The sequence below is a fragment of the Micromonospora sp. NPDC002575 genome (genome assembly GCF_042889525.1).
Taxonomy (GTDB): domain Bacteria; phylum Actinomycetota; class Actinomycetes; order Mycobacteriales; family Micromonosporaceae; genus Micromonospora; species Micromonospora carbonacea.
On the sequence record NZ_JBIARA010000022.1, the window covers coordinates 24,108 to 47,601 of the forward strand.

Here is a 23,494-nt window from a genome sequence, read left to right on the forward strand (position 1 = left end):
CCGGTTCACCGCGCCCGGGGCGGCGCGGTGCTGCCCCGGGGGGTGAGGTGCGCCGTCTCGCCCTGCACGCCGCTGACCGGCTCGCCCGCGATCACCTGGAGCAGCTGCCGGGCGGCGTGCGCGCCGTACGCGGGGATGTCGCGGCCCAGCGCCGTCAGCGGCGGGTGCACGAGCTGGCACAGGGGCGAGTCGTCCCAGGCGACGATGGACAGGTCGCCGGGGACCGCCAGGCCCATCTCCTGGGCCACGGACAGGCCCGCCACCGCCATCACGTCGTTGTCGTAGATGACGGCGGTGGGGCGGTGCGGGGAGCTGAGCAGCCGCCGGGTGGCCCGCGCCCCCTCCTCGCCGGTGTAGTCCGACCAGACCGTCACCGACTCGTCGAGCCCGAGCCGCCGGCACACCTCGGTGAAGGCGTCGCTGCGGACCTCGGTGTGCAGCAGCGAGGGCAGGCCGCCGACCCGGGCGATGCGGCGGTGCCCCAGGGCGACCAGGTATTCCACGGTCTCGACCAGCGCCGTGGCGTCGTCGGACCAGACGTGGGCCAGCCCGCCGGTGTGCCCGGGGCCGCCGATCACCACGGCCGGCAGCCGCAGCTCCTCCAGCGCCGGCACCCGCCGGTCGTCGGTGCGCAGGTCGCAGACGAAGACCCCGTCGACGCGGCGCTCGGCCCACCAGCGCCGGTAGACCGCGATCTCGGCGTCGGGGTCGGCGACCACCTGGAGGGTCAGCGCGTACGAGCGGGCGGACAGCTCGGCCTCGACGCCGCTGATCAGCTCCATGAAGAACGGCTCGATGCCGAGTATCCGGGCCGGGCGGCACAGGGCGAGGCCCACCGCGTTGGCGCTGGCGCCGGAGAGCGCCCGGGCGGCGCTGCTCGGGCTGAACCCGATCTCCGCGGCGATGGCCAGGATGCGCTGGCGGGTCGCCTCGGAGACGCCGGGCTGCCCGTTCAGCGCGTACGAGACCGCGCCCTTGGAGACCCCGGCCCGCCGCGCGACGTCGGCGATGGTCGGCCGCTTCACCGGCGTGTTCCTCCACATGCTCGGCCCGCCCCCACGGCGGGCGCACGGTGCCGGGGTGGCCGGCGGCCCTCACGCTACTGCAACGGCGCGCAACGGCGGTCGGGGCCGGGGCCGGTGTGCGGGGCCGCCCCGGGAAGCCGCTTGCCCGGTTAAGCCTCCGGGCAGCGCCGAAAAGTTACGGAACAGGCACCCAGTTAACCGGCCGTTGACACTGGTGAAGCCGGCCCGTACGGTGGCGTCACTTATCCGGTTCAGTCAATGTCTCTCGATGTCCAGCGGCAACTACGTGATCTACCGGCGGGTGCTGGCCGGCGCGTTCGTCGCCACGATCCCCCTGCTGGTCATGCTGTTCGTCGGCGGGCGTCAGATCGTCCGCGAATCATGGAAGGCGCGGTGAGGTCGTGATCCGGCAATCGTTGCACGAGGGTTGGCTGCTGCGGGCCGTCGCCGGCGGCCAGGCGCCGCCGCAGGTGGCCGGCCGGTCGGTCCCGGCGACCGTGCCCGGCTGCGTGCACACCGACCTGCTCGCCGCCGGCCTGATCCCCGACCCCTACCTCGACGACAACGAGACGGCGCTGACCTGGATCGGGCGCACCGACTGGGTCTACGAGACCACCTTCGACGCGCCGGCCGGCGACGCCGACCGGGTCGACCTGGTCTGCGCCGGCCTCGACACGGTCGCCACGCTCGCCGTCAACGGCGTCGAGGTCGGCCGCGCCGAGAACATGCACCGCGGTCACCGCTTCGCCGTGGCGGCGGCGCTGCGGCCGGGGGCGAACACGCTGACCGTCCGGTTCGACTCGCCGTACCGCTACGCCGAGGCGCACCGCGACCGGCTCGGCGACCGGCCCAACGCGTACCCCGAGCCCTTCCACTTCATCCGCAAGACGGCCTGCAACTTCGGCTGGGACTGGGGGCCGACGCTCGTCACCGCCGGCATCTGGCAGGACATCGGCCTGCACGCCTGGTCCACAGCCCGGCTCGCGACGGTCCGGCCGCTGGTCACCGTCGCCGACGGCGTCGGCCGGGTCGAGGTGGTCGTCGAGATCGAGCGCGCCGCCGCCGAGCCGGTCACCGTCCGTGCGACGGTGGCCGGGCCCGGGGCCGGGGCCGAGGTCGTCGCCGAGGCCGAGGTCGTCGTCGCGGCGGGGGAGCGCACGGCCGCGCTGACCGTCGAGGTCCGCGACCCCGCGCTGTGGTGGCCCCGGGGGTACGGAGACCAGCCGCTGCACCCCCTCGACGTGACCCTGCACGCCGCCGACGGCCGGGAGCTGGACGCCTGGTCCCGCCGGATCGGCTTCCGCACGGTGCGCCTGGACACCGCACCCGACGCGCACGGCGCCGCGTTCACCCTTGTCGTCAACGACGTGCCGGTGTTTGCCCGGGGGGCCAACTGGATCCCCGACGACGCGTTCCCTCACCGGGTCACCCGGGCGCGGCTGGCGCATCGCTTCGACCAGGCCGTCGGGGCGAACATCAACCTGCTGCGCGTCTGGGGCGGCGGCCGGTACGAGTCGGAGGACTTCTACGAGCTGGCCGACTCCCTCGGGTTGCTGGTACAGCAGGACTTCCTGTTCGCCTGCGCGGCGTACCCGGAGGAGGAGCCGTTCCGCTCCGAGGTGGAGGCCGAGGCGCGCGAGCAGGTCACCCGGCTGGCCGCCCACCCGTCGCTGGTGCTGTGGACGGGCAACAACGAGAACATCTGGGCCTGGCACGACTGGGGCTGGCAGGAGCGGCTCGCCGGCCGCACCTGGGGCCGGGGCTACTACCTGGAGCTGCTGCCCCGCGTCGTCGCCGAGCTGGACCCGACCCGCCCGTACTGGCCGGGCAGCCCCTGGTCGGGCTGGTCGGACGGGCCCGACCCGGCGGAGATCCACCCGAACGACCCCGCGCACGGCAGCATGCACATCTGGGACGTGTGGAACACCGACGACTACCCGAAGTACCGCGAGCACCTGCCCCGGTTCGTCGCCGAGTTCGGCTACCAGGCGCCCCCGGCGTACGCGACGCTGCGCCGGGCCATCTCCGACGACCCGCTCGCCCCCGACTCGCCCGGCATGGCCCACCACCAGAAGGCCATCGACGGCGACGCGAAGCTCCGGCGGGGCCTGGACGCGCACCTGCCCCCGCCCGCCGACTTCGCCGAGTGGCACTACTTCACGCAGCTCAACCAGGCCCGCGCCATCCAGCTCGGGGTGGAACACTTCCGCTCGCACCGGCCGGTGTGCATGGGCGCCATCGTGTGGCAGCTCAACGACTGCTGGCCCGTCACCTCCTGGGCGGTCGTCGACGGCGACGGCCGGCGCAAACCCCTGTGGTACGCGCTGCGCCGCGCGTACGCCGACCGGCTGCTCACCGTCCAGCCCCGTGACGGCGGGCTGGCGCTGGTGGCCGTCAACGAGAGCGGCCAGCCGTGGCGGGCCCCCGCCACCGTCACCCGGGTCACGGCGGAGGGCGCGCCGAGGGCGAAGTCGGCGTACGACCTCGACGTGCCCGCGTACGGGAAGGTGGAGCTGGCGCTGCCGGCGGACCTGGCCCGGCCGGAGGAGGCTCGGCGGGAGCTGCTGGTCGCCGAGGCCGACGGCGACGCCGGGCGGGCGTTCTGGTTCTTCGCCGAGGACCGCGACGCCGACTGGCCGGCGGCGGAGTACGACGCGACGGTCGAGCAGGTCGACGGCGGCCAGCGGGTACGCGTCACCGCCCGCACGTTCCTGCGCGACCTGACCCTGTTCCCGGACCGGCTCGACCCGGCCGCCGAGGTCGACGAGGCCCTGGTGACGCTGCTGCCGGGGGAGTCGGCGACGTTCACGGTGCGGGCGCCGCGCCCGCTCGACGCTGCGGCCCTCACCGCCCGCCCGGTCCTGCGCACGGTCAACTGAGGTGCAAGGAGGGGCCCCTTGTTAACGCTTTCTGTATAGGAAGGGGCCCCTCCAATCACGCCCCCAGCCCCCCGACGTGGGCATCGCCGTCGCGATCGTGATCGCGCTGCGCGCGGTGGCCCGCAGCGCCAGGCTGGAGCAGGTGCCCCTCGACCGGGGCGAGCACAGCGCCGAGGAGCACGCCCTGCTGGCCGAGCACATCGTCGCGTACCGGCTGGACGGGCCGCTCTTCTTCGCCGCCGCGCACACCTTCCTGCTCCAGCTCTCCGACGTCGCCGACGTGCGGGTGGTCATCCTGCGGATGTCCCGCGTGTCGGCGCTGGACGCCACCGGCGCGCACGTGCTGGGCGACGCGATCCGGCGGCTGCGGGGCCGGGGGATCACCGTGCTGCTCTCCGGCATCACCCCCGGCCACGACCAGGTGCTCGCGACCCTCGGCGTGGCCGACGAACTGCGCCGCGACGGGCTGGTCTTCGCGGACACCCCGGCGGCCATCGCGTACGCGCGGGGCCTGCTGCGGGGCGGCCATGCCGGGCAGGTGACGGTATCCCGCGCCCAGGACACCGCCACCTCCCCGACATGATCAGGCGCTCAGCACCGCACCACGTACGCGGAGCTGTAGACCCACCGCAGGGTGGCGTACGAGAACCACTCCCGCTGCCAGTAGCGGAACGGGACCTGGGAGATGTAGCCCCGGTCCCAGGAGGCGCGTTGCCCGACGTACCGTTCGGCCTCGGACTCCGCCGGGAAGCGGTCGGCGCTGCTGGTGCAGGCCGCGGTGCCGAATCCGTCGCTCGTCGGGATCTCGGTGCTGGAGAGCAGCGAGTCGCCGGAGCACTTGGCCACGTAACTGCTCCGGTAGTACCACGTCGATCCGGTTGGATCCTGCACCATCCAGTAGCGGTAGGTGTAGCCGCCGGTCGACCGGTTGCCGACGCGCCACCAGGCCAGGGCGGTCGGGTTGCCGATGCCCGGAGGTTGGCTGAAGGCGTCGGCATAGCAGAGGGGGTCGGCGGCCTGCGCGGTGGGCCGGGCCGACGCGGGGGACGTCAGCGCCGTGGAGGTGATCAGGCCCAGCGCCAGACCGAGCGCCAGGATCAGGGCCGATGGCCGGCGGCGGAACGCGCGTTGGGCGTGACGGGAAGACACGGTCCACCTCCGTGTGTGGTGCGGAAGGAATGGGCGGCGATGCCGGAGCAGCCCAATAATAGTCCTCCGTCTATGCCCTGACCGTTTCTGACGGTGACGCGACAGCAGCGGCACGGGCAGGCCCGACTCGGAGCCTGCCCCGCCCACCCCCTCGCCCCGCGATCTTGCAGTTTCGGCCCCGACAAAAGGCTCATGAGGTTCACCTCGGGGGCCGAAAGTGCAAGATCGACGAGGAGGGGCGGCGGTGGGGCGGCGCTGGGCGAGAGGCCGGCGTCAGCGCGGCGAACGTGCCCCCCGGCGGGTCCGCCGGGGGCATCGGTCGACTTGGGTACGCCCCTCAGCGCGTCGTCCTGGTTGCCTGGATGAAGGTGGACCAGGAAGGGTTGCTCGGATGAAGGTGGACCGGGAGGCGGGGGGAAGGTGAGCGTGGGGCCGGTCTGGTCCATGCTGTCCCAGACGGCGACGACGCCGGCCAGGTTGTCCGCGACCTCGACGCGCTCGCCGCCGTTGCCGCCACTGCGGATGCCCTCGCGCCAGCGTGCGCCGGTCAAGTCAGCCATGGACCCGGCGGGCCAACCGTGCCTGCCCACGGTGGGCGCGGCCGTCGCATACTGCCCCGAATACCTGGAGAACGCCCTCGCCGCCGCCGTGCCCACGGAGCCGGAGCAGCCGGTGGCGGCCCCGCGCTCCCCGGCGCGCTTTCCGGCCGCGACCACACACGACCCGGTGCCGGCGCTGGAGCGCCTTGCCGCCGGGAACGCCGGGAACGCCGGGAACGCCGGGCACGTAATCACCGTCCGGTTCAGCAGGGCCGGCTGCGCCGTGCGCCGGCACGAGGGCGATCAGGTACGCCTGCTGCTCGCCGAGGCGGTCGACCTGCCCGCCGCCCTGGGTGCCCTCCGGCTCGCCTGATCAGCCCACGGCCGGCCCGCCGCGCCGCGTCTTCGGTCGAACTTGGACGGTTGCTGTTCGTCGCAAGCAGCAACTGTCCAAGATCGGAAAGCGGGCCGGGGCGTGCAGGGGGCCAGGCATGCGCCGCGGGTGTGCCGGGGCGCTGCCGGCGCGCTGGGGCGGGCCGCCGGCACAGCCACAGCGCGCGGGGCAGGCCGGGCGGCGGGGCGGTTAGGAAGGGGCCCCTGCTATCCGCCAGGCGTTAACAAGGGGCCCTTCCTTCCATCTACTCCGGCACGCGGCGGTAGGCGCCGTCGCTGGCCGAGGTAGCCATCGACGCGTACGCGCGCAGCGCCGCCGACACCGGGCGTTGCCGGTCGGCCGGCGTGTACGGCTTGGGGCGCTTCTCCTGCGCGATGCGCCGCGCCTCCAGCACGTCGTCGGGCACGTTCAGCTCGATGGACCGGCCCGGGATGTCGATGACGATCTCGTCGCCGGGCTCGACCAGGGCGATGAGGCCCCCGGAGGCCGCCTCGGGGGAGACGTGCCCGATGGACAGCCCCGAGGTGCCGCCGGAGAACCGGCCGTCGGTGAGCAGCGCGCAGGAGCGGCCCAGCCCGCGTCCCTTGAGGAACGAGGTGGGGTAGAGCATCTCCTGCATGCCGGGGCCGCCCTTCGGGCCCTCGTAGCGGATCACCACTACGTCGCCGGCCACGATCTCCTTGGCCAGGATGGCCGTGACGGCGTCGTCCTGCGACTCGTAGACCTTGGCCGGGCCGCGGAACGTCAGGCACTCGTCGGGCACGCCGGCGGTCTTCACCACGCACCCGTCCGGGGCGAGGTTGCCGTGCAGGATGGCCAGCCCGCCGTCGGCGCTGTACGCGTGCTCGCGGTCGCGCACGCAGCCGCCGGCCGCGTCGGTGTCCAGCGTCGACCAGCGGTTGGTGGTGGAGAACGGCTCGGTGGTGCGCACCCCGCCGGGGGCGGCGTGGAACAGCTCGACCGCCTCCGGGGTGGCGGAGCCGCCGCGCACGTCCCAGTCGGCGAGCCACTGCGCCAGCGAGGGGGAGTGCACGGCGTGCACGTCGCGGTGCAGCAGCCCGGCGCGGTCCAGCTCGCCGAGGATGGCGGGGATGCCGCCGGCGCGGTGCACGTCCTCCATGTGGTACTGCGGGGAGTTCGGCGCGACCTTGGCCAGGCAGGGCACCCGGCGGGAGACGGCGTCGATGTCGGCGACGGAGAAGTCCAGCTCGGCCTCCCTCGCGGCGGCGAGCAGGTGCAGGATCGTGTTGGTGGACCCGCCCATGGCCACGTCGAGGGCGATGGCGTTCTCGAACGCGGCCCGGTTGGCGATCTGCCGGGGCAGCACGGAGGCGTCGTCGCCGTCGTACCACCGCTTGGCGATCTCCACGACGGTGCGCCCGGCCTCGACGAACAGCGACCGGCGGGCGGCGTGGGTGGCCAGCGTCGAGCCGTTGCCGGGCAGGGCCAGGCCGATGGCCTCGGTGAGGCAGTTCATCGAGTTGGCGGTGAACATGCCGGAGCAGGAGCCGCAGGTCGGGCAGGCGGACCGCTCGATCTCGCCGAGCTGGTCGTCGGTGACCGCCTCGTTGGACGAGGCGATCATGGCGTCGATCAAGTCGATCTTGGAGTGGACGATGCCCTCGATCGCCACCGTCTTGCCGGCCTCCATCGGGCCGCCGGAGACGAAGACGGTGGGGATGTTCAGCCGCAGCGCGGCCAGCAGCATCCCCGGGGTGATCTTGTCGCAGTTGGAGATGCAGACCAGGGCGTCGGCGCAGTGCGCGTTGACCATGTATTCGACGGCGTCGGCGATCAGCTCGCGGCTGGGCAGCGAGTAGAGCATGCCGCCGTGGCCCATGGCGATGCCGTCGTCCACGGCGATGGTGTTGAACTCGCGGCCGACCCCGCCGGCCTCCGCGACCGCGTCGGCGACGAGGCCGCCGAGGTCCTTGAGGTGTACGTGGCCGGGGACGAACTGGGTGAAACTGTTGGCGATGGCGACGATCGGCTTGCCGAAGTCGTCGTCGGTCATCCCGGTGGCCCGCCAGAGGGCCCGGGCGCCGGCCATCGTCCGACCGTGGGTGGAGGTCCTCGACCGCAGCTCAGGCATGGGTACCAGTCTTGCACCGCCGGACGGCCCGCCGCCGGGGGCGCGGCCCGTGTCCCAACAGATGCACACCCGGCCCCCCATGGGCAGCGGGCATCCGGCACAGTTGGGAGCGTGCGCTTCCCCCCGGGCATGATCGCCGTCGTGGCGCTGAGCGGGCTCGTCGCCGCCGGCGCGACCGCCCTGTTGGTCGTCTCCGCCCGGCGGGGCGGTCGCCGGTGCGGGCGGGCCGCCGGGCTGGTCGCCGTGGCGGGGGGCTTCGCGATGGCCGGCCTCGCGGTCGGGCTGACCGTGGCGCTGACCGGCGAGCACCTGGCCGACCGGCAGGGGCAGCGCACCGGCTGGGCCACCCTGGTCTCCGCCGGGGTCGCCGCGAGCGCGCTCGCCTTCGGCGCGGGCCTGCTGCGGCTGCCCGGCGCGGGGGCGACCCGCGCGGCGACGGCCCGCCTGGTCCTCGACAGCGTGACGATGGCCACCGCGCTGTGGTTCGTGGGCTGGGTGCTCTTCTCCGAGCCGACCCGGCTGCTCGGCGCCGCCACCCCGATGGCCTGCGCGCCGATCCTGCTGGCCACCGTCAGCGTCGCGCTCACCGCCGGGCTCACCCTGATCGTGCTCCTGCGCGCCGCCCGGCCCCGCCGTCGGCTGGCCCTGCTCGGCACCGGGATCACGGGGGTGACCTCCGGCGGGCTCGGCATCGCCGGCGGGCTCTGCCAGGCCGTGCCGGGCATGGTGCTGGCCGGCGTCGCGCTGCTCGCGGCGGGGCTGTTGACCGCCGCGCTGGTCGTGCGCCGGGCCGACCCGCCGGGGCAGCTCGACGTCGACCTGATCGGCTCCGACGGCGCGTACGCCTTCGTCCCGATGGGCGCGATGGCCGCCTCCGCGATGTACCACCTGCTCCAGGGCGGCCGGTTCGACGCGCTGGGCATCGTCGCCGGCAGCCTGGAGGGCTTCGCGTTGGTGGCCCGGCAATACCTGGCCCTGCACGACGTGCGCCGTTACGCGGGCCGGCTGGCCGAGCGGGAGGCGCACTTCCGTGAGCTGGCGCACACCGACCCGCTCACCGGCCTGGCCAACCGGCGGGGGCTGCTGCGCGCCCTGCACCAGGCCACCGGCTCCGGCAACCCGTGCGTGCTGCTCGGGCTGGACCTGGACGGCTTCAAGAACGTCAACGACATGCGCGGGCACGACGTGGGCGACGAGGTGCTGGCCGAGGTGGGCCGGCGGCTGCGCGGCAACCTGCGCCCCGACGACCTGGCCGCCCGGCTCGGCGGGGACGAGTTCGCGGTGCTCGTGCCGGGCCACCCGGCCGAGGCGGGGCGGGTCGCCGAGCGGCTGCTCGGGGTGCTCGGCCGCCCGTACGACCAGCCGGGCGGGCCGGTCTTCCTGTCGGTGAGCATCGGGGTGGCCGGGCTGCCCGACGAGCCGGACACGGAGCTGCTGCTGCGCCACGCCGACCTGGCGTTGCGCTATGCCAAGCAACGCGGCAAGAACCGGATCGAGCACTACGACGGCGCGTACGACAAGCTGCTGCGCCGCCGCACGACGCTGGAGCACGAGCTGCGTGGGGCGATCGAGCGCGACGAGCTGCGGCTGGTCTTCCAGCCGGTGGCGTCGCTGCCCTCGGTGCGCCCGGTGGGGGCGGAGGCGCTGCTGCGCTGGCACCACCCGGAGCTGGGCCACGTGCGCCCGGACGAGTTCATCCCGCTGGCCGAGGAGTGCGGGATGATCGCCAAGCTCGGCGCGTGGGTGCTGCACCAGGCGTGCTACCAGCTCTCCCGCTGGCTGGCCGACGGGCACGACGTCTGGGTGTCGGTGAACGTCTCGCCCCGGGAGCTGCACGCCCCGGAGTACGTGGTCCAGGTCGCCGACGCGCTGCGGGCCCACCACGTGCCGCCGCAGCGGCTGGTGCTGGAGGTCACCGAGCACGCCGTCGCCACCGACCTCGACGAGCTGATCCGGCGGCTGACCGCGTTGCGGCGCACCGGCGTCCGGATCGCCCTCGACGACTTCGGCGCGGGATACTCGTCCCTCGGCCAGCTCCGCCGGCTGCCGATCGACATCCTCAAGATCGATCACGGGTTGGTGGCCGAGCACGAGCCGGTCCGTCCGGCCGGCGTGGACGGCCCGCCCTTCGCCCCGATGGTCGACATCGTGATGCGCCTGGGGCACCAGCTCGGGCTGGAGGTGATCGCCGAGGGGGTGACCAACCCCACCGAGCTGGCCGCCGTGGTCGCCGCCGGCTGCCGGTTCGGCCAGGGCGCGCTCTTCGGGTGGGGGGTGCCCGCCGAGCACCTGGAGGCGATGCTGGAGGCCGCGACGTCGCCCGGGGCGCGCCGGTCCCCGGTGCCGGCCCCGGCGGCCCCCGCCGCGCCGCCGGCCCCCGTGCGGCCGGCGCGCCTGCCCGCGCAGCGCGCCGACTGGGACGGGGCCGCGCAGCGGCCCGACTGGGAGGGGTCTGCGCAGCTCGCGGCGGGTGCCGGCGGCGCGTCGGGGCAGGACGCGCCGACCTCCGTTAACCAAAATGTGGGATCAGTTGACTCATCGCGTGAGATGCGGCAGGCTTGACCGCATGTCGTCGAACCGGTCTCCGCGAGTACTTACCTGAGCGCACTCTCCGTCGTCGAGAGTGCGCTGGCCCCGTGCATGTCTGCACGAGGGCCGTTTTTATTGCCATCGGACCCATCGCATCGGGGCGGGCGCCCGCCCGCGCCGCACGCTTGCAGAGCACCAGCCACTCCAGCCGAAGGCCTGAACCGCAATGACGAGACCCACGCCAGAGACACTCGCCCACTCCGCCCGCCGGGCCCGCGCCGGCACCGAGCCCGCGACCGACGCCGCGCCGGCCGGCCGCGCCGCCGCCGTCCCGGCCGCCCCGGCCGTACGGCAGCCCGAGCCGGTCCAGCTCTCCGGGGCCGGTTCCCTCGTGCGGTCCCTGGAGGCGCTCGGCGTCGACGTCGTGTTCGGCATCCCGGGCGGGGCGATCCTGCCGGCGTACGACCCGCTCTACGACTCCACGGTGCGGCACATCCTGGTCCGGCACGAGCAGGGCGCCGGCCACGCCGCCACCGGCTACGCCCAGGCCACCGGCCGGGTCGGCGTCTGCATGGCCACCTCCGGCCCGGGCGCGACGAACCTGGTCACCCCGATCGCCGACGCCTACATGGACTCGGTGCCGGTGGTGGCGATCACCGGCCAGGTCGCGCGGCCGTCGATCGGCACGGACGCCTTCCAGGAGGCGGACATCCAGGGCATCACCCTGCCGATCACCAAGCACAACTTCCTGGTGCAGACGGCCGAGGAGATCCCGCGGGTGCTCGCCGAGGCGTTCCACCTGGCCTCGACGGGCCGCCCCGGCCCGGTGCTGGTCGACATCCCCAAGGACGTCCTCCAGGCGCAGACCACCTTCTCCTGGCCGCCGACGCTGGACCTGCCCGGCTACCGGCCGACCCTGCACCCGCACGGCAAGCAGATCCGGGAGGCGGCCCGGCTGATGACCAGCGCCCGCCGGCCGGTGCTCTACGTCGGCGGCGGCGTGCTCAAGGCCGGGGCCACCGAGGGGCTGCGCCGGCTGGCGGAGCTGACCGGCATCCCGGTGGTCACCACGCTGATGGCGCTGGGGGCGTTCCCCGACTCGCACCGGCAGCACCTGGGCATGCCCGGCATGCACGGCACCGTGGCGGCCGTCTACGGCCTGCAGAAGGCCGACCTGATCGTGGCGCTGGGCGCCCGGTTCGACGACCGGGTCACCGGCAAGCTGGACTCCTTCGCCCCGGACGCGGCGGTCGTGCACGCCGACATCGACCCGGCCGAGATCGGCAAGAACCGGCACGCGGACGTGCCGATCGTCGGCGACGCCAAGCACGTGATCGAGGAGCTGATCGCGGCGGTCACCACCGAGCGGGCCGCCGGGCGGCCGGCTGACCTGGGCGACTGGTGGACCCAGCTCGACGACCTGCGCGAGCGCTACCCGCTGGGCTACGAGGAGCCGGCCGACGGCACCCTCTCCCCGCAGTACGTGATCGAGCGGCTGGGCAAGATCGCCGGCCCGGACGCCGTCTACGTGGCCGGCGTCGGCCAGCACCAGATGTGGGCGTCGCAGTTCATCTCGTACGAGAAGCCGGGCACCTGGCTCAACTCCGGCGGCCTCGGCACCATGGGCTACGCGGTCCCGGCCGCGATGGGCGCCAAGGTGGGCCGGCCGGACACGGTGGTCTGGGCGATCGACGGCGACGGCTGCTTCCAGATGACCAACCAGGAGCTGGCCACCTGCGCGCTGGAGGGCATCCCGGTCAAGATCGCCGTGATCAACAACGGCAACCTCGGCATGGTCCGGCAGTGGCAGACGCTGTTCTACAACGAGCGCTACTCCAACACCGAGCTGGGCACCCACAAGCACCGCATCCCCGACTTCGTCAAGCTCGGCGAGGCCCTCGGCTGCGTCGGCCTGCGCTGCGAGAACGCCGCCGACGTCGACAAGACCATCGAGGCGGCGATGGCGATCAACGACGCCCCCGTCGTGATCGACTTCGTGGTCGGCAAGGACGCGATGGTGTGGCCGATGGTGGCCGCCGGCACCAGCAACGACGAGATCATGTTCGCCCGCGGCGTCCGCCCGGCCTTCGACGAGGACGACATCTAACCATGACGATGCACACGCTTTCCGTGCTGGTGGAGAACAAGCCAGGCGTCCTGGCCCGGGTCTCGGGGCTGTTCTCCCGGCGCGGCTTCAACATCGACAGCCTCGCCGTCGGCGAGACCGAGAACCCGGACGTCTCGCGGATCACCATCGTGGTCAACGCGGACTCGTCCCCGCTGGAGCAGGTCACCAAGCAGCTCAACAAGCTGGTCAACGTGCTCAAGATCGTCGAGCTGGACCCGCAGGTCTCGGTCGCCCGGGAACTGCTGCTGGTCAAGGTCCGCGCCGACCGCGCGGCCCGCAGTCAGGTGCTGGAGACGGTCAACCTGTTCCGCGCCCGGGTGGTCGACGTCGCGCCCGACACGCTGACGATCGAGGCCACCGGGACCCCCGACAAGCTGGACGCGCTGCTGCGCGACCTCGAACCGTACGGAATCAAGGAGATGGTGCAGTCCGGGACGGTGGCGATCGGGCGCGGCTCGCGTTCGATCACCGCGGGCCCGGCCCTGCGGGCCGCCTGATTCCCCGCCACTACCGACCGCACAAGCCACGACGGGCCATACCCGGGCCGCCGTACGAAAGGGAAGTCAATGAGCGTTGAGGTGTACTACGACGACGATGCCGACCTCGGCCTGATCCAGGCCAAGAAGGTCGCGGTGATCGGGTACGGCAGCCAGGGCCACGCCCACGCGCTGTCGCTGCGCGACTCCGGCGTCGACGTGGTGATCGGCCTGCCGGCGGGCTCGAAGAGCCGGCCCAAGGCCGAGGAGCAGGGCCTGCGGGTGCTCACCCCGGCGGAGGCCGCGGCCGAGGCCGACGTGATCATGATCCTGGCCCCGGACACCGCGCAGCGCGGCCTCTACACCGAGGCGATCGCCCCGAACCTGGCCCCGGGCAAGGCGCTCTTCTTCGGCCACGGCTTCAACATCCGGTACGACCTGATCAAGCCCCCGGCCGACGTGGACGTGGCGATGGTCGCCCCGAAGGGCCCGGGTCACCTGGTCCGCCGCCAGTACGTCGACGGCAAGGGCGTGCCCTGCCTCGTCGCCGTCGAGCAGGATGCCAGCGGCACCGCGTTCGCCCTGGCCCTGGCGTACGCCAAGGGCATCGGCGGCACCCGCGCGGGCGCGATCAAGACCACCTTCAAGGAGGAGACGGAGACCGACCTGTTCGGCGAGCAGGCGGTCCTCTGCGGCGGCGCGGCGGCGCTGGTGCAGACCGGCTTCGAGGTGCTCACCGAGGCGGGCTACGCCCCGGAGATCGCCTACTTCGAGTGCCTGCACGAGCTGAAGCTGATCGTCGACCTGATGTACGAGGGCGGCATCGCCCGGATGCGCTACAGCGTCTCCGACACCGCCGAGTACGGCGACCTGTCCCGGGGCCCGCGCGTCGTCGACGCCCGGGTCAAGGAGGAGATGCGCAAGATCCTGTCCGAGGTGCAGTCGGGCGAGTTCGCCCGCGAGTGGATCGCCGAGGACGACAACGGCCGCCCCAACTTCGCCAAGTGGCGGGCCGAGGGCGCGGCGCACCCGATCGAGGCGACCGGCCAGAAGTTGCGGTCGATGATGAGCTGGGTCGACCGGCCGATCACCGAGACCGCCTGAGCACCGCCCGCACCGCGGCGACCCGCCCGACGCTCTCCCCGGCGTCGGGCGGGTCGCCGTGTCATTTCACCCAGCCTTAACACCCTTGACATGTCGGGTTTGTGAGGGCACTCACCCCAGCGTCCGGGGCACGCCGGGCGGCCCGCGCCCTACGATCGCGGGTAGGTGCGTAGCCGGCACCTGACGGCCATGGCACGAACCAGCGCAGGGCGCAGCGCGGCGCCCCGTCGCCCCGGCCGACCGCCATACGACCTCTACGAGGACCAATGAATCCTGTCGTACTGATCGCCGAAGAACTCGCCCCCGCCGCCATCGAGGTGCTCGCCCACGACTTCGACGTCCGTCACGTCGACGGCACCGACCGCCCGGCCCTGCTCTCCGCGCTCTCCGAGGCCGACGCGGTGATCGTGCGCAGCGCCACGCAGATCGACGCCGAGGCGATCGCCGCCGCCCCGCGGCTGAAGGTGGTCGCCCGGGCCGGCGTGGGCCTGGACAACGTCGAGGTGCCGGCCGCCACCGCGCGGGGCGTCATGGTCGTCAACGCCCCCACCTCCAACATCGTCTCCGCCGCCGAGCAGGCCGTCGCGCTGCTGCTCGCCGTGGCCCGCAACACCGCCAGCGCCAGCGCCGCGCTCAAGGCCGGCGAGTGGAAGCGGTCCAAGTACACCGGCGTCGAGGTGCAGGGCAAGACCGTCGGCGTCGTCGGCCTCGGCCGCATCGGGGTGCTCTTCGCGTCCCGGATGGCCGCGTTCGGCACCCGGCTGATCGCGTACGACCCCTACATCCAGCCGGCCCGCGCCGCCCAGCTCGGCGTGCGCCTGGTCGGGCTGGAGGAGCTGCTGCGGGAGAGCGACTTCATCTCGATCCACCTGCCGAAGACCCCGGAGACCGTGGGCCTGATCGGCGAGAAGGAGCTGGCGATCGTCAAGCCGGGCGTGCGGATCGTCAACGCCGCCCGGGGCGGGCTGGTCGACGAGCAGGCCCTGGCCGACGCGATCGCCGAGGGCCGCGTCGGCGGCGCGGGCGTCGACGTGTACGCCAAGGAGCCGTGCACCTCCTCGCCGCTGTTCGCCTTCGACAACGTGGTGGCCACCCCGCACCTGGGCGCGTCCACCGCCGAGGCGCAGGACAAGGCCGGCCTCGCCGTGGCCAAGAGCGTGAAGCTGGCCCTGCAGGGCGAGTTCGTGCCGGACGCGGTCAACGTCCAGGCCGGCGGCGTCGTCGCCGAGGACATCCGCCCGCTGCTGCCGCTGGCCGAGAAGCTGGGCCGGGCGTTCACCGCCGTGGCCGGCGGGGTGGCCGCCAGCGTCACCGTCGAGGTGCGCGGCGCGGCCGTCGCCCACGACGTGTCGGTGCTCAAGCTCGCCGCGACCAAGGGGCTGTTCAGCTCGGTGGTCGAGGAGCAGGTCACCTACGTCAACGCGCCGCACCTGGCCGCCGAGCGGGGTGTCGAGGTCAACCTGGCCAGCCAGGCCGAGACGACCGACCACCCGACGCTGGTGACGGTCCGCGGCGCGCTGCCCGACGGCCGCACGGTCAGCGTCTCCGGCACGGTCGCCGCGGCGGGTGCCCGCGACGTGCTGAAGCTGACCGAGGTGGACGGCTTCGACGTGGAGATCGGCGCGGAGGGCATCCTGCTCTTCCTGCGCTACGTGGACCGCCCGGGCGTGGTCGGCACCGTCGGCACGCTGCTCGGCGAGGCCGGCATCAACATCGCCGCGATGCAGGTGGCCCGCCGGGAGGCCGGCGGCGAGACCCTGATGACCCTCACGGTCGACCAGGCCCTCGGCGCCGACCTGCTCACCTCGGCGGCGGACTCGATCGGCGCGACCTCGGCCAGCGCCGCCGACCTGCGCGACGAGTAGCCGACCGTCCATCCTGGACCGCCCGGCGCGGTCCAACTGGGACGACCGCGGGGCCCGGCCGATTCGGCCGGGCCCCGCGTCGTGTCGGATCAGATCGTGTCGTGTCTGGTCGGGTCGGTTCGGCGGACGAAAGCGGGCGGGTCAGCGCCGGGTGCGGGCGGGCGGCGGATAGACCGAACCGTCCTGGTAGTCGAAGAGCATCAGGTTGTACTCGCCGGCCAGCCGCTCGATGTCGAGCAGCACCTGGTCCTCGCAGGCGGGGTTGAGGTTCATCTCGATGTGGTCGTTCGCCGCGTGCAGCGGCGCGACCTCCCACGGTGACCCCGGCCCGGCCGGCCGGTCGGGATAGCTGGCCGTGATCGCCCGGTAGAAGGCGACGACCCGCGGGTCCGGGTAACGTTCGCCGTGCTGCCCCTGCCGGCACCGTTGCACCGCTGCCCGCACGTCCGCGGGCGTGGCCCCGTCCGGGAGGGCCCACACGCTCAGATCGAAACTCACGGCGGACAGCGTGCCATCTTGTGGCCGGGAAGTCACCGCGACCCCACCGCAGGTCAACCGCGAATCTTCCGACCGTCCCCCGGAGACGGTCCGCTGTGGAGACTCTTGCGTCGAGTTGCGTCGATTCGCTAGCGTACTCGTGCGGTCACTGGCTGAGTTCGGTCGTCGGCCCGTCTTCGGGTGGCGTGGTCTGACCTCGGGCCCGGCCGGTCCCGCACCCCTCGATTGCGCGAGCCACGCGCACTCGTCGCTGATCGGCCCCCACGGTCGTTGCCGAGACCGTGGGGGCCGATCGCCGACCACCCGGCGGCCGGGATGCGAAGGCCGGCCGGCGCGGGTGGCGTGTGCTCAGGGCCGGCGGTGGGCGAACAGCGCCCGGTAGTCCGATCCGTTGCGGAACCAGGCCAGCCCCGCCGGGCCGGCGGCGTAGAGCGCGGTGGCGTAGGCGTCGGCCACGGCCAGGTCCGGGCCGATCACGGTGGCCGCGTCGAGCTGGTCGGCCGGCTCCCCGGTGTGCGGGTCGACCACGTGGCCCCGCCGGCCGGACACCCCGGAGGTCCCCACCGCCCCGGCCGTCATCTCCAGCGCCAGCGGGGCGCGGCGGGGGTCGGTCGGGTGGTGCACCGCCACCCGCCACGGGCCGCCGTGCGGGGCGTGACCGCGTACGACGAGGTCGGCGCCGGTGAGCACGGCGTAGTCGTGGATGCCGGCGGCGCGCAGCCGGGCCGCTGCCCGCTCCACCGCCCAGCCGCCGAGCAGGCCGCCCGGGTCGAAGCCGCCGGGCACCGCCCACGCGTCGAACCAGCCGTCGGTGGCCGCCCGCATCGCGGCGCACCGGTCGACCAGGTCGGCCAGCGGCGCGTACGACTCGGGGCTGATCTCTCCCCGGCGCAGCCGGGAGACCAGGCTGTCGGGGCGGGTCGGGCCGTAGGTGAGGTCGACGGCGCGCAGCTCGGCGACGGCGTCGGCCAGCGCCTCGCCGACCCCGCGCCGGCCCAGCCAGCTCGGGGCGTTGAGCAGCAGCGAGTATTCGGCGGTGCCGGTCCGGACGGTGTGCTGCACGGCGATCCGGTCGACGGCGGCGCCGCCGAGGGTGTCGAGGCGGTGGCTGCGGGCGCCCAGCCGCAGGTCGGGGCGGCGGCTGGCGAAGGCGGACTGGTCGACCCAGCGGGTGCGCGGCTGCTCGTCGACCCACCGCTGCCGGGGTTGCTCGTCGATGCGCATCGCTGCCGCTCCTTCGCTGACGGCCCCGCAGCACCGCGGCGACCACCCGTCCGGGCCCCCGTGACCCGTTCGCCACCGACCCTAGGCAGGGAAGTTGACCGCACCATGAATCTCACCTGGGAGCCTGCTGTGCATTCCGCTTTCCCGAATTGTGGAAGGCTCGTACCGGGAGGCGGGACGGGGTCGTACCGTTGGGCGGAGACGACGAGGCGAGGGAGCTGAGGACGTGGCACGCATCGCGGTGGTGGCCGGTGACGGGATCGGACCCGAGGTGGTCGCGCAGGCCCTCAAGGTCGTCGACGCCGTGCTCCCCGGCGTGGAGACCACCGACTACGACCTCGGCGCGGCCCGCTACCACCGCACCGGCGAGGTGCTGCCGGACTCGGTCCTGGCCGAGCTGGCCGGGCACGACGCGATCCTGCTCGGGGCCGTCGGCGACCCGACCGTCCCGCCGGGCGTGCTGGAGCGGGGCCTGCTGCTCAAGCTCCGCTTCGCCTTCGACCAGTACGTCAACCTGCGCCCCTCGCGGCTGTGGCCCGGCGTGGCCGGCCCGCTGGCCAGCGTCAAGCCCGGCGAGGTCGACCTGGTCGTGGTCCGCGAGGGCACCGAGGGGCTCTACGCGGGGGCCGGCGGCTCGCTGCACCGGGACACCCCGGCCGAGGTGGCCACCGAGGAGAGCCTGAACACCCGGCACGGCGTCGAGCGGGTCATCCGCGACGCGTTCGCCCGGGCGTCGCGCCGCGAGCGGCGCAAGGTGACCCTGGTGCACAAGACCAACGTGCTGACCCACGCCGGGTCGCTGTGGGCCCGCGCCTTCGAGGCCGTGGCCGCCGAGCACCCCGACGTCGCCACGGAATACCAGCACGTCGACGCCGCCGCGATGTTCCTGGTCACCCAGCCCCAGCGCTACGACGTGGTGGTCACCGACAACCTCTTCGGCGACATCCTCACCGACATCGCCGCCGCCGTCACCGGCGGGATCGGGCTGGCCGCCAGCGGCTGCATCAACCCGTCCGGGGCGTACCCGTCGATGTTCGAGCCGGTGCACGGCTCCGCGCCGGACATCGCCGGCCAGGGCGTCGCCGACCCGGTCGCCGCCGTGCTCTCCGCCGCCCTGCTGCTCGACCAGCTCGGGCACGCCGAGGCCGCCGCCCGGGTCACCGCCGCCGTCGGCACGGAGCTGGCCAACCGCACGGCCGGCGTACCGCTGCGCACCGCCGAGGTAGGCGACCGGCTCGCCGGCTACGCGGTGGCCTGAACCACCGGGGCCGTCGAGAGCACCCGGTGATCGGCCGGCACCGCCGGCACCCTGTCGGAGGCCACCGCCCGTCGGTTGGCGCTACCCGCTGAACGAGCGTTCGGGGTAGGTTTCTGGCAGCACTTTTCTCCGGCGTGCGGTCCCGCGCGCCGTCGTTCCCCAGGGAGGCACGCGCGATGAGCGGTGGTGACATGCTCGACTTCGAGATCCGTCCGAATCCCACGCCGGTATCCGCCGTCGAACGGGCGGCCCTGCTCGCGGCCCCGGGGTTCGGCCGCGTCTTCACCGACCACATGGTCACGATCCGGTACGCCGAGGGCAAGGGCTGGTACGACGCCCGGGTCGAGGCGCGCGGGCCGATCCCGATGGACCCGGCCTCCGCGGTGCTGCACTACGCGCAGGAGATCTTCGAGGGGCTGAAGGCGTACCGGCTCGCCGACGGGTCGATCACCATGTTCCGGCCCGAGGCCAACGCCGCCCGGTTCGTCGACTCGGCCCGCCGGATGGCGATGCCGGAGCTGCCGCCGGAGCTGTTCGTCGAGTCGCTGCGTCGGCTCGTCGACATCGACCGGGACTGGATCCCCGAGGGCGACGGGAGCAGCCTCTACCTGCGCCCGTTCATGATCGCCAGCGAGGTCTTCCTCGGCGTCCGGCCGTCCAACGAATACCTCTACGTGGTGATCGCCTCCCCGGCCGGGTCGTACTTCTCGGGCGGGGTCAAGCCGGTCACGGTCTGGGTCTCGCCGGACTACACCCGCGCCGCCCCCGGCGGCACCGGCGCGGCCAAGTGCGGCGGCAACTACGCCGCCTCGCTGGCCGCCCAGGCCGAGGCGATCGAGGCTGGCTGCGACCAGGTCGTCTTCCTCGACGCGGTGGAGCGCCGCTTTGTCGACGAGCTGGGCGGGATGAACGTGTTCTTCGTCTACGACGACGACACCCTGGTCACCCCGCCGCTGACCGGCACCATCCTGCCCGGCATCACCCGGGACGCGCTGCTCACCCTGGCCGCCGAGGCCGGCCACCGGGTCGAGGAGCGGCCGGTCAGCTTCGCCGACTGGCAGGCCGACGCGGCCAGCGGCCGGCTGCGCGAGGCGTTCGCCTGCGGCACGGCGGCGGTGATCACGCCGATCGGCCGGGTCAAGTACCCCGACGGCGAGTTCGCCGTCGCCGACGGCGGGCAGGGCCCGGTGACCACGGCGTTGCAGCAGCGGCTGGTCGACATCCAGCGCGGCCGGGCCGCCGACCCGCACGGCTGGGTGACCCGCCTGTAGATGCAAGGAAGGGCCCCTTCTTAACGCCTGGCGTAGAGGAGGGGCCCCTTCTTAACTCCGCTGGGCGGCTGGGCCGGCTGGGGGCGGGGGCGGCTGGGGGCCGGGCAGCCGGGCAGCCGGCGGCCGGGTGGTTCGGCCCCTACTCCAGCAGGTGCGCGCGGAGCGCGGCGAGTTGGGCGTCGGTGACGCCGGCGTGCCGCAGGTAGCCCTCCGCCGACCCGTGCCCCTCCCGCAGCTCGGCCAGGAACAGCGTCATCGCCTCGGCCGGCGAGGCCAGGTAGTACGCGGGCGGTTCCCCGGCGTCCGGCAGGGTGGCGGCCACCCAGGCGCTGAACCGCTGCGACGCCTCGGTGCTCAGCGCGTAGTCGGCGGCGATGTCGGCGTCGCTCACGCCCAGCGCCGACAGGGTCAGCGCGCAGACGATGCCGGTGCGGTCCTTGCCGGCCACGCAGTGCACGACGACCGGCTCGGCGGCGCTGTCGGCGATCAGCCCGACCGCCTCGGCGAGCCCGGCCGCGCCGGTGCCGGCGAGGTCGGCGTACCGGTCGGCGAGGAAGCGGGCGAGGCTGGACCCGGGCGCGTACTGGGCCTCCGCCCACTCGGCGTGCTCGGGGTGGATGTGCCGGTAGGCGAGCCCGGGCAGCTCCGGCACCCGGCCGTCCCGGGCCACCTCGGCGGGGCGGCGCAGGTCGATCACGGTGCGCACGCCGAGGGCGACGAACGCGTCCCGGTCGGCGCCGTCGAGGCGGTGCGGGGAGTCGGAGCGGTAGAGCCGCCCCCAGCGCACCGTGCGCCCGTCGCCGGCCGGGTAGCCGCCGACGTCGCGGAAGTTGAACAGGGCGGTGAAGGGGATCCTGCGCTTGTCCTCGGTCGCGTCCACGCTGACACGGTAACGGCCGGTGAGGCGGAACCCCACCGGCCGTTACGGCGGACGCCGGCCGTCACCGTGAGCGCCGGCCGTCACCGCGAGCGCCGGCCGTCACCGCGAGCGCCGGCCGTCACCGTGAGCGCCGGCCGTTGCGGCGCGAGGTGGCTCAGCGCGCGGTGCCCGGGGGCAGGTTGCCGTAGGTCTCGTCGTAGTAGCCGCCGAGCCGGTCGCGGAACGCCGGGTCGCCGTGGCTGTCCTCGTCGTACTCGGGGGCGGCCTTGATCTGGTCGCGCTCCCGGTCGACGTACACGGTGCGGGCGTCGTGGTCGACGTGGTTGACCGTGCCGGCGGGCAGCATGACCTTCCTGCCGAAGATCCACGGGCCGGTGTCGACCACCAGGTAGCTGCCGCCGACCTCGTGGCTCGCGCTGTCGATCTTGCCGATGCCGCCGTCGGTGGCCTCGACGTGGTAGCCGACGAGGTCGGCGTCGGCGACCGAGGGCCGGTCGCGGTAGCTCCACGGGTCGAACGTCCCGGCGGGGGCGCCGCCGGCGATCGCGCCCTGGTCGCCGTGCCGCATCGGGTCGGGCGTGCCGGTGGCGGCGTGCGGGTCGAGCCTGTCCATGGGGTGCTCCTGCCCCGACCGTCGTGGTCGTCTCGGAGGGTCGCCTCGGAGGGGTCGTCCTCGGCGGAATCGTGTCCGAACGACCACCTACCCGGGCCCCGGGCCGCCTACACGCGGACACCCGCCGGGCCGCGGGGGTGCGGCGTCGGCGGATGTCCCGGGTGTACGGCTCAGGCGAGCGCGGCCTGCGCGTCGAGGGCCACGGCGGCGGCGTGCACGACGGCGGCGATGCGCAGCCCCTCGTGCACCTGCTCCCGGGTGAACCCGGCGGCGCGCAGGGTCTTCTCGTGCGACTCCAGGCAGACGCCGCAGCCGGTGATGGCCGAGACGGCGAGGCACCACAGCTCGAAGTCGCCCTTCTCCACGCCCGGCCGCGCGATGATCTGCATCCGCAGCCGGGCCGGCATCGACGCGTAGTTCTCGTCGCCGATGAGGTGCTTGGCCCGGTAGTAGACGTTGTTCATCGCCATGATCGTCGCGGCGCCCTTGGCCGCCTCGACCGCCTCGGCGGTGAGGTGGCCGGCCGCCTCGGCGGCGATCTCCCGCAGCACGACCGGGTTGCGGGCGGCGACGGCGCAGGCCAGCGCGGTGCCCCACGCCTGTTCCGGCTTGAGGGTGGAGGCGCCGACGGTGGAGCCCAGGTTGAGCTTGATGTCCTTGGCGTACTCGGGCAGGGCCGCCTTGATCGCGTCGAGGCCCATCGTCAGGCCCCGGCCCCGGCCAGCAGCTTGGTGGCGTCGAGGGTGTCGCCGCCCTTGTTCCAGTTGCACGGGCACAGCTCGTCGGTCTGGAGGGCGTCGAGCACGCGCAGCACCTCGGAGACGTTGCGGCCGACGGAGCCGGCGGTCACCATGGCGAACTGGATCTCGTTGTCGGGGTCGACGATGAAGGTGGCCCGCTGGGCCACGCCGTCCGCGCCGAGCACGCCGCAGGCGTCGGTCAGCTCGCGCTTGATGTCGCTGAGCATCGGGAACGGCAGCTCACGCAGGTCGGGGTGGTCCTTGCGCCAGGCGTAGTGGACGAACTCGTTGTCCACCGACACGCCGAGCACCTGGGCGTCCCGGTCGGCGAACTCGCCGTTGAGCCGGCCGAACTCGGCGATCTCGGTCGGGCAGATGAACGTGAAGTCCTTCGGCCAGAAGAAGACCACCCGCCACTTGCCCTCGTACGACTTGTGGTTGATCGACTCGAACGCCCGGTCGGCGTCCAGCGAGACGCAGGCGGTCAGCTCGTACTCGGGGAAGCGGTCACCGACAGTGAGCACGGGGTCCTCCTTGACAGCGGCACGGGGCCGGTAACTGGATCGGTTCCAGATACTGCCGCAGCGGTGTTTCGGCTCGGTAGCGGCCGGATGACTTGTGAAGTCGATCACCGACGGCGCGTTCCGCCCCGCGCGGACCCGCCCTGCGGTATGCAACCCTGCGTGACCGTCCCGGCATGTGGATTGTTCCTCCCGAAACCCGGGTGCGGGTGGCAGAGTGGCGACCGTGACCAGCACCGTCGTCATTATTGGCAGCTAGCGCGCCCGGCAACCGACTCGCCGAGCGCGCAGACCTCCCGCATCCGCGGG

At 73.6% G+C, this 23,494-nt stretch carries 20 protein-coding genes and 1 pseudogene; 11 read left to right on the forward strand and 10 right to left on the reverse strand.

Going from position 1 to position 23,494, the window contains the following annotated elements; translation table 11 throughout:
• Nucleotides 1–5: 5 nt before the first annotated feature.
• Complete coding sequence (locus ACFYWL_RS26135; RefSeq protein WP_386977690.1) at nt 6–1,025, reverse strand: LacI family DNA-binding transcriptional regulator; 1,020 nt, start codon at nt 1,023–1,025, stop codon at nt 6–8.
• A 268-nt stretch (nt 1,026–1,293) separates the two neighbouring features.
• On the opposite strand from ACFYWL_RS26135, the gene ACFYWL_RS26140 reads away from it, so the two are divergent.
• The 3 genes from ACFYWL_RS26140 (at nt 1,294) to ACFYWL_RS26150 (ending at nt 4,487) form a co-directional block, all read left to right on the forward strand.
• Nucleotides 1,294–1,422, forward strand: coding sequence for a hypothetical protein (locus ACFYWL_RS26140; protein WP_386977693.1), 129 nt, complete (start codon nt 1,294–1,296; stop codon nt 1,420–1,422).
• 4 nt (nt 1,423–1,426) lie between these two features.
• On the forward strand, nt 1,427–3,904 hold the full coding sequence (locus ACFYWL_RS26145) for a glycoside hydrolase family 2 protein (RefSeq protein ID WP_386977696.1): 2,478 nt from the start codon (nt 1,427–1,429) through the stop codon (nt 3,902–3,904).
• 76 nt (nt 3,905–3,980) lie between these two features.
• Complete coding sequence (locus tag ACFYWL_RS26150; RefSeq protein ID WP_386977699.1) at nt 3,981–4,487, forward strand: STAS domain-containing protein; 507 nt, start codon at nt 3,981–3,983, stop codon at nt 4,485–4,487.
• An 8-nt stretch (nt 4,488–4,495) separates the two neighbouring features.
• Here ACFYWL_RS26150 and ACFYWL_RS26155 read toward each other — a convergent pair whose 3' ends face one another.
• On the reverse strand, nt 4,496–5,053 hold the full coding sequence (locus ACFYWL_RS26155) for a hypothetical protein (RefSeq protein ID WP_386977702.1): 558 nt from the start codon (nt 5,051–5,053) through the stop codon (nt 4,496–4,498).
• A 410-nt stretch (nt 5,054–5,463) separates the two neighbouring features.
• Nucleotides 5,464–5,613, reverse strand: a pseudogene (locus tag ACFYWL_RS26160) (DUF397 domain-containing protein); the annotation flags it as partial.
• A gap of 31 nt (nt 5,614–5,644) precedes the next feature.
• Between ACFYWL_RS26160 and ACFYWL_RS26165 the strand changes: the two are divergent.
• Complete coding sequence (locus tag ACFYWL_RS26165; protein ID WP_386977705.1) at nt 5,645–5,965, forward strand: hypothetical protein; 321 nt, start codon at nt 5,645–5,647, stop codon at nt 5,963–5,965.
• A gap of 265 nt (nt 5,966–6,230) precedes the next feature.
• Here the strand turns inward: ACFYWL_RS26165 and ilvD are convergent, their stop codons facing one another.
• A complete protein-coding gene (gene ilvD / locus ACFYWL_RS26170) occupies nt 6,231–8,078 on the reverse strand; it encodes a dihydroxy-acid dehydratase (RefSeq protein WP_386977708.1) in 1,848 nt (615 codons plus the stop codon).
• A gap of 111 nt (nt 8,079–8,189) precedes the next feature.
• On the opposite strand from ilvD, the gene ACFYWL_RS26175 reads away from it, so the two are divergent.
• From ACFYWL_RS26175 to serA, 5 genes are all read left to right on the forward strand, one after another.
• Nucleotides 8,190–10,640, forward strand: a complete 2,451-nt coding sequence (locus tag ACFYWL_RS26175) for a putative bifunctional diguanylate cyclase/phosphodiesterase (RefSeq protein ID WP_386977711.1) — start codon at nt 8,190–8,192, stop codon at nt 10,638–10,640.
• A gap of 193 nt (nt 10,641–10,833) precedes the next feature.
• A complete protein-coding gene (locus ACFYWL_RS26180) occupies nt 10,834–12,714 on the forward strand; it encodes an acetolactate synthase large subunit (RefSeq protein WP_386977714.1) in 1,881 nt (626 codons plus the stop codon).
• 2 nt (nt 12,715–12,716) lie between these two features.
• Nucleotides 12,717–13,232 (forward strand): acetolactate synthase small subunit, encoded by a 516-nt coding sequence (gene ilvN, locus ACFYWL_RS26185; RefSeq protein ID WP_386977717.1) that lies wholly within the window; start codon nt 12,717–12,719, stop codon nt 13,230–13,232.
• Nucleotides 13,233–13,301: 69 nt separating this feature from the next.
• Nucleotides 13,302–14,315 carry a ketol-acid reductoisomerase gene (gene ilvC, locus ACFYWL_RS26190; RefSeq protein WP_043962264.1) on the forward strand — a complete coding sequence of 338 codons (1,014 nt, stop codon included), beginning with the start codon at nt 13,302–13,304 and terminating at the stop codon, nt 14,313–14,315.
• A 266-nt stretch (nt 14,316–14,581) separates the two neighbouring features.
• Nucleotides 14,582–16,180: a phosphoglycerate dehydrogenase gene (gene serA, locus ACFYWL_RS26195; protein WP_043962265.1), complete on the forward strand. Its 1,599-nt coding sequence runs from the start codon at nt 14,582–14,584 to the stop codon at nt 16,178–16,180.
• 141 nt (nt 16,181–16,321) lie between these two features.
• Here serA and ACFYWL_RS26200 read toward each other — a convergent pair whose 3' ends face one another.
• Together ACFYWL_RS26200 and ACFYWL_RS26205 are read right to left on the reverse strand one after the other, a co-directional pair.
• Nucleotides 16,322–16,678, reverse strand: a complete 357-nt coding sequence (locus ACFYWL_RS26200; RefSeq protein WP_386977722.1) for a hypothetical protein — start codon at nt 16,676–16,678, stop codon at nt 16,322–16,324.
• A gap of 348 nt (nt 16,679–17,026) precedes the next feature.
• On the reverse strand, nt 17,027–17,902 hold the full coding sequence (locus ACFYWL_RS26205; protein ID WP_386977725.1) for an FAD:protein FMN transferase: 876 nt from the start codon (nt 17,900–17,902) through the stop codon (nt 17,027–17,029).
• 226 nt (nt 17,903–18,128) lie between these two features.
• Here ACFYWL_RS26205 and ACFYWL_RS26210 point away from each other — a divergent pair, with 226 nt between their 5' ends.
• Together ACFYWL_RS26210 and ACFYWL_RS26215 are read left to right on the forward strand one after the other, a co-directional pair.
• Nucleotides 18,129–19,160, forward strand: a complete 1,032-nt coding sequence (locus ACFYWL_RS26210) for a 3-isopropylmalate dehydrogenase (RefSeq protein ID WP_386977728.1) — start codon at nt 18,129–18,131, stop codon at nt 19,158–19,160.
• Between the two features lie 176 nt (nt 19,161–19,336).
• Nucleotides 19,337–20,431 (forward strand): branched-chain amino acid aminotransferase, encoded by a 1,095-nt coding sequence (locus ACFYWL_RS26215; protein ID WP_386977731.1) that lies wholly within the window; start codon nt 19,337–19,339, stop codon nt 20,429–20,431.
• A gap of 139 nt (nt 20,432–20,570) precedes the next feature.
• Here the strand turns inward: ACFYWL_RS26215 and ACFYWL_RS26220 are convergent, their stop codons facing one another.
• The 4 genes from ACFYWL_RS26220 to ACFYWL_RS26235 form a co-directional block, all read right to left on the reverse strand.
• Nucleotides 20,571–21,311 carry a tyrosine-protein phosphatase gene (locus ACFYWL_RS26220; RefSeq protein WP_386977734.1) on the reverse strand — a complete coding sequence of 247 codons (741 nt, stop codon included), beginning with the start codon at nt 21,309–21,311 and terminating at the stop codon, nt 20,571–20,573.
• A gap of 154 nt (nt 21,312–21,465) precedes the next feature.
• Nucleotides 21,466–21,924, reverse strand: coding sequence for a PRC-barrel domain containing protein (locus tag ACFYWL_RS26225; RefSeq protein ID WP_386977737.1), 459 nt, complete (start codon nt 21,922–21,924; stop codon nt 21,466–21,468).
• Between the two features lie 170 nt (nt 21,925–22,094).
• Complete coding sequence (locus tag ACFYWL_RS26230; RefSeq protein ID WP_178063759.1) at nt 22,095–22,625, reverse strand: carboxymuconolactone decarboxylase family protein; 531 nt, start codon at nt 22,623–22,625, stop codon at nt 22,095–22,097.
• 2 nt (nt 22,626–22,627) lie between these two features.
• Nucleotides 22,628–23,188 (reverse strand): peroxiredoxin, encoded by a 561-nt coding sequence (locus tag ACFYWL_RS26235; RefSeq protein WP_043962272.1) that lies wholly within the window; start codon nt 23,186–23,188, stop codon nt 22,628–22,630.
• Nucleotides 23,189–23,494: the final 306 nt, after the last annotated feature.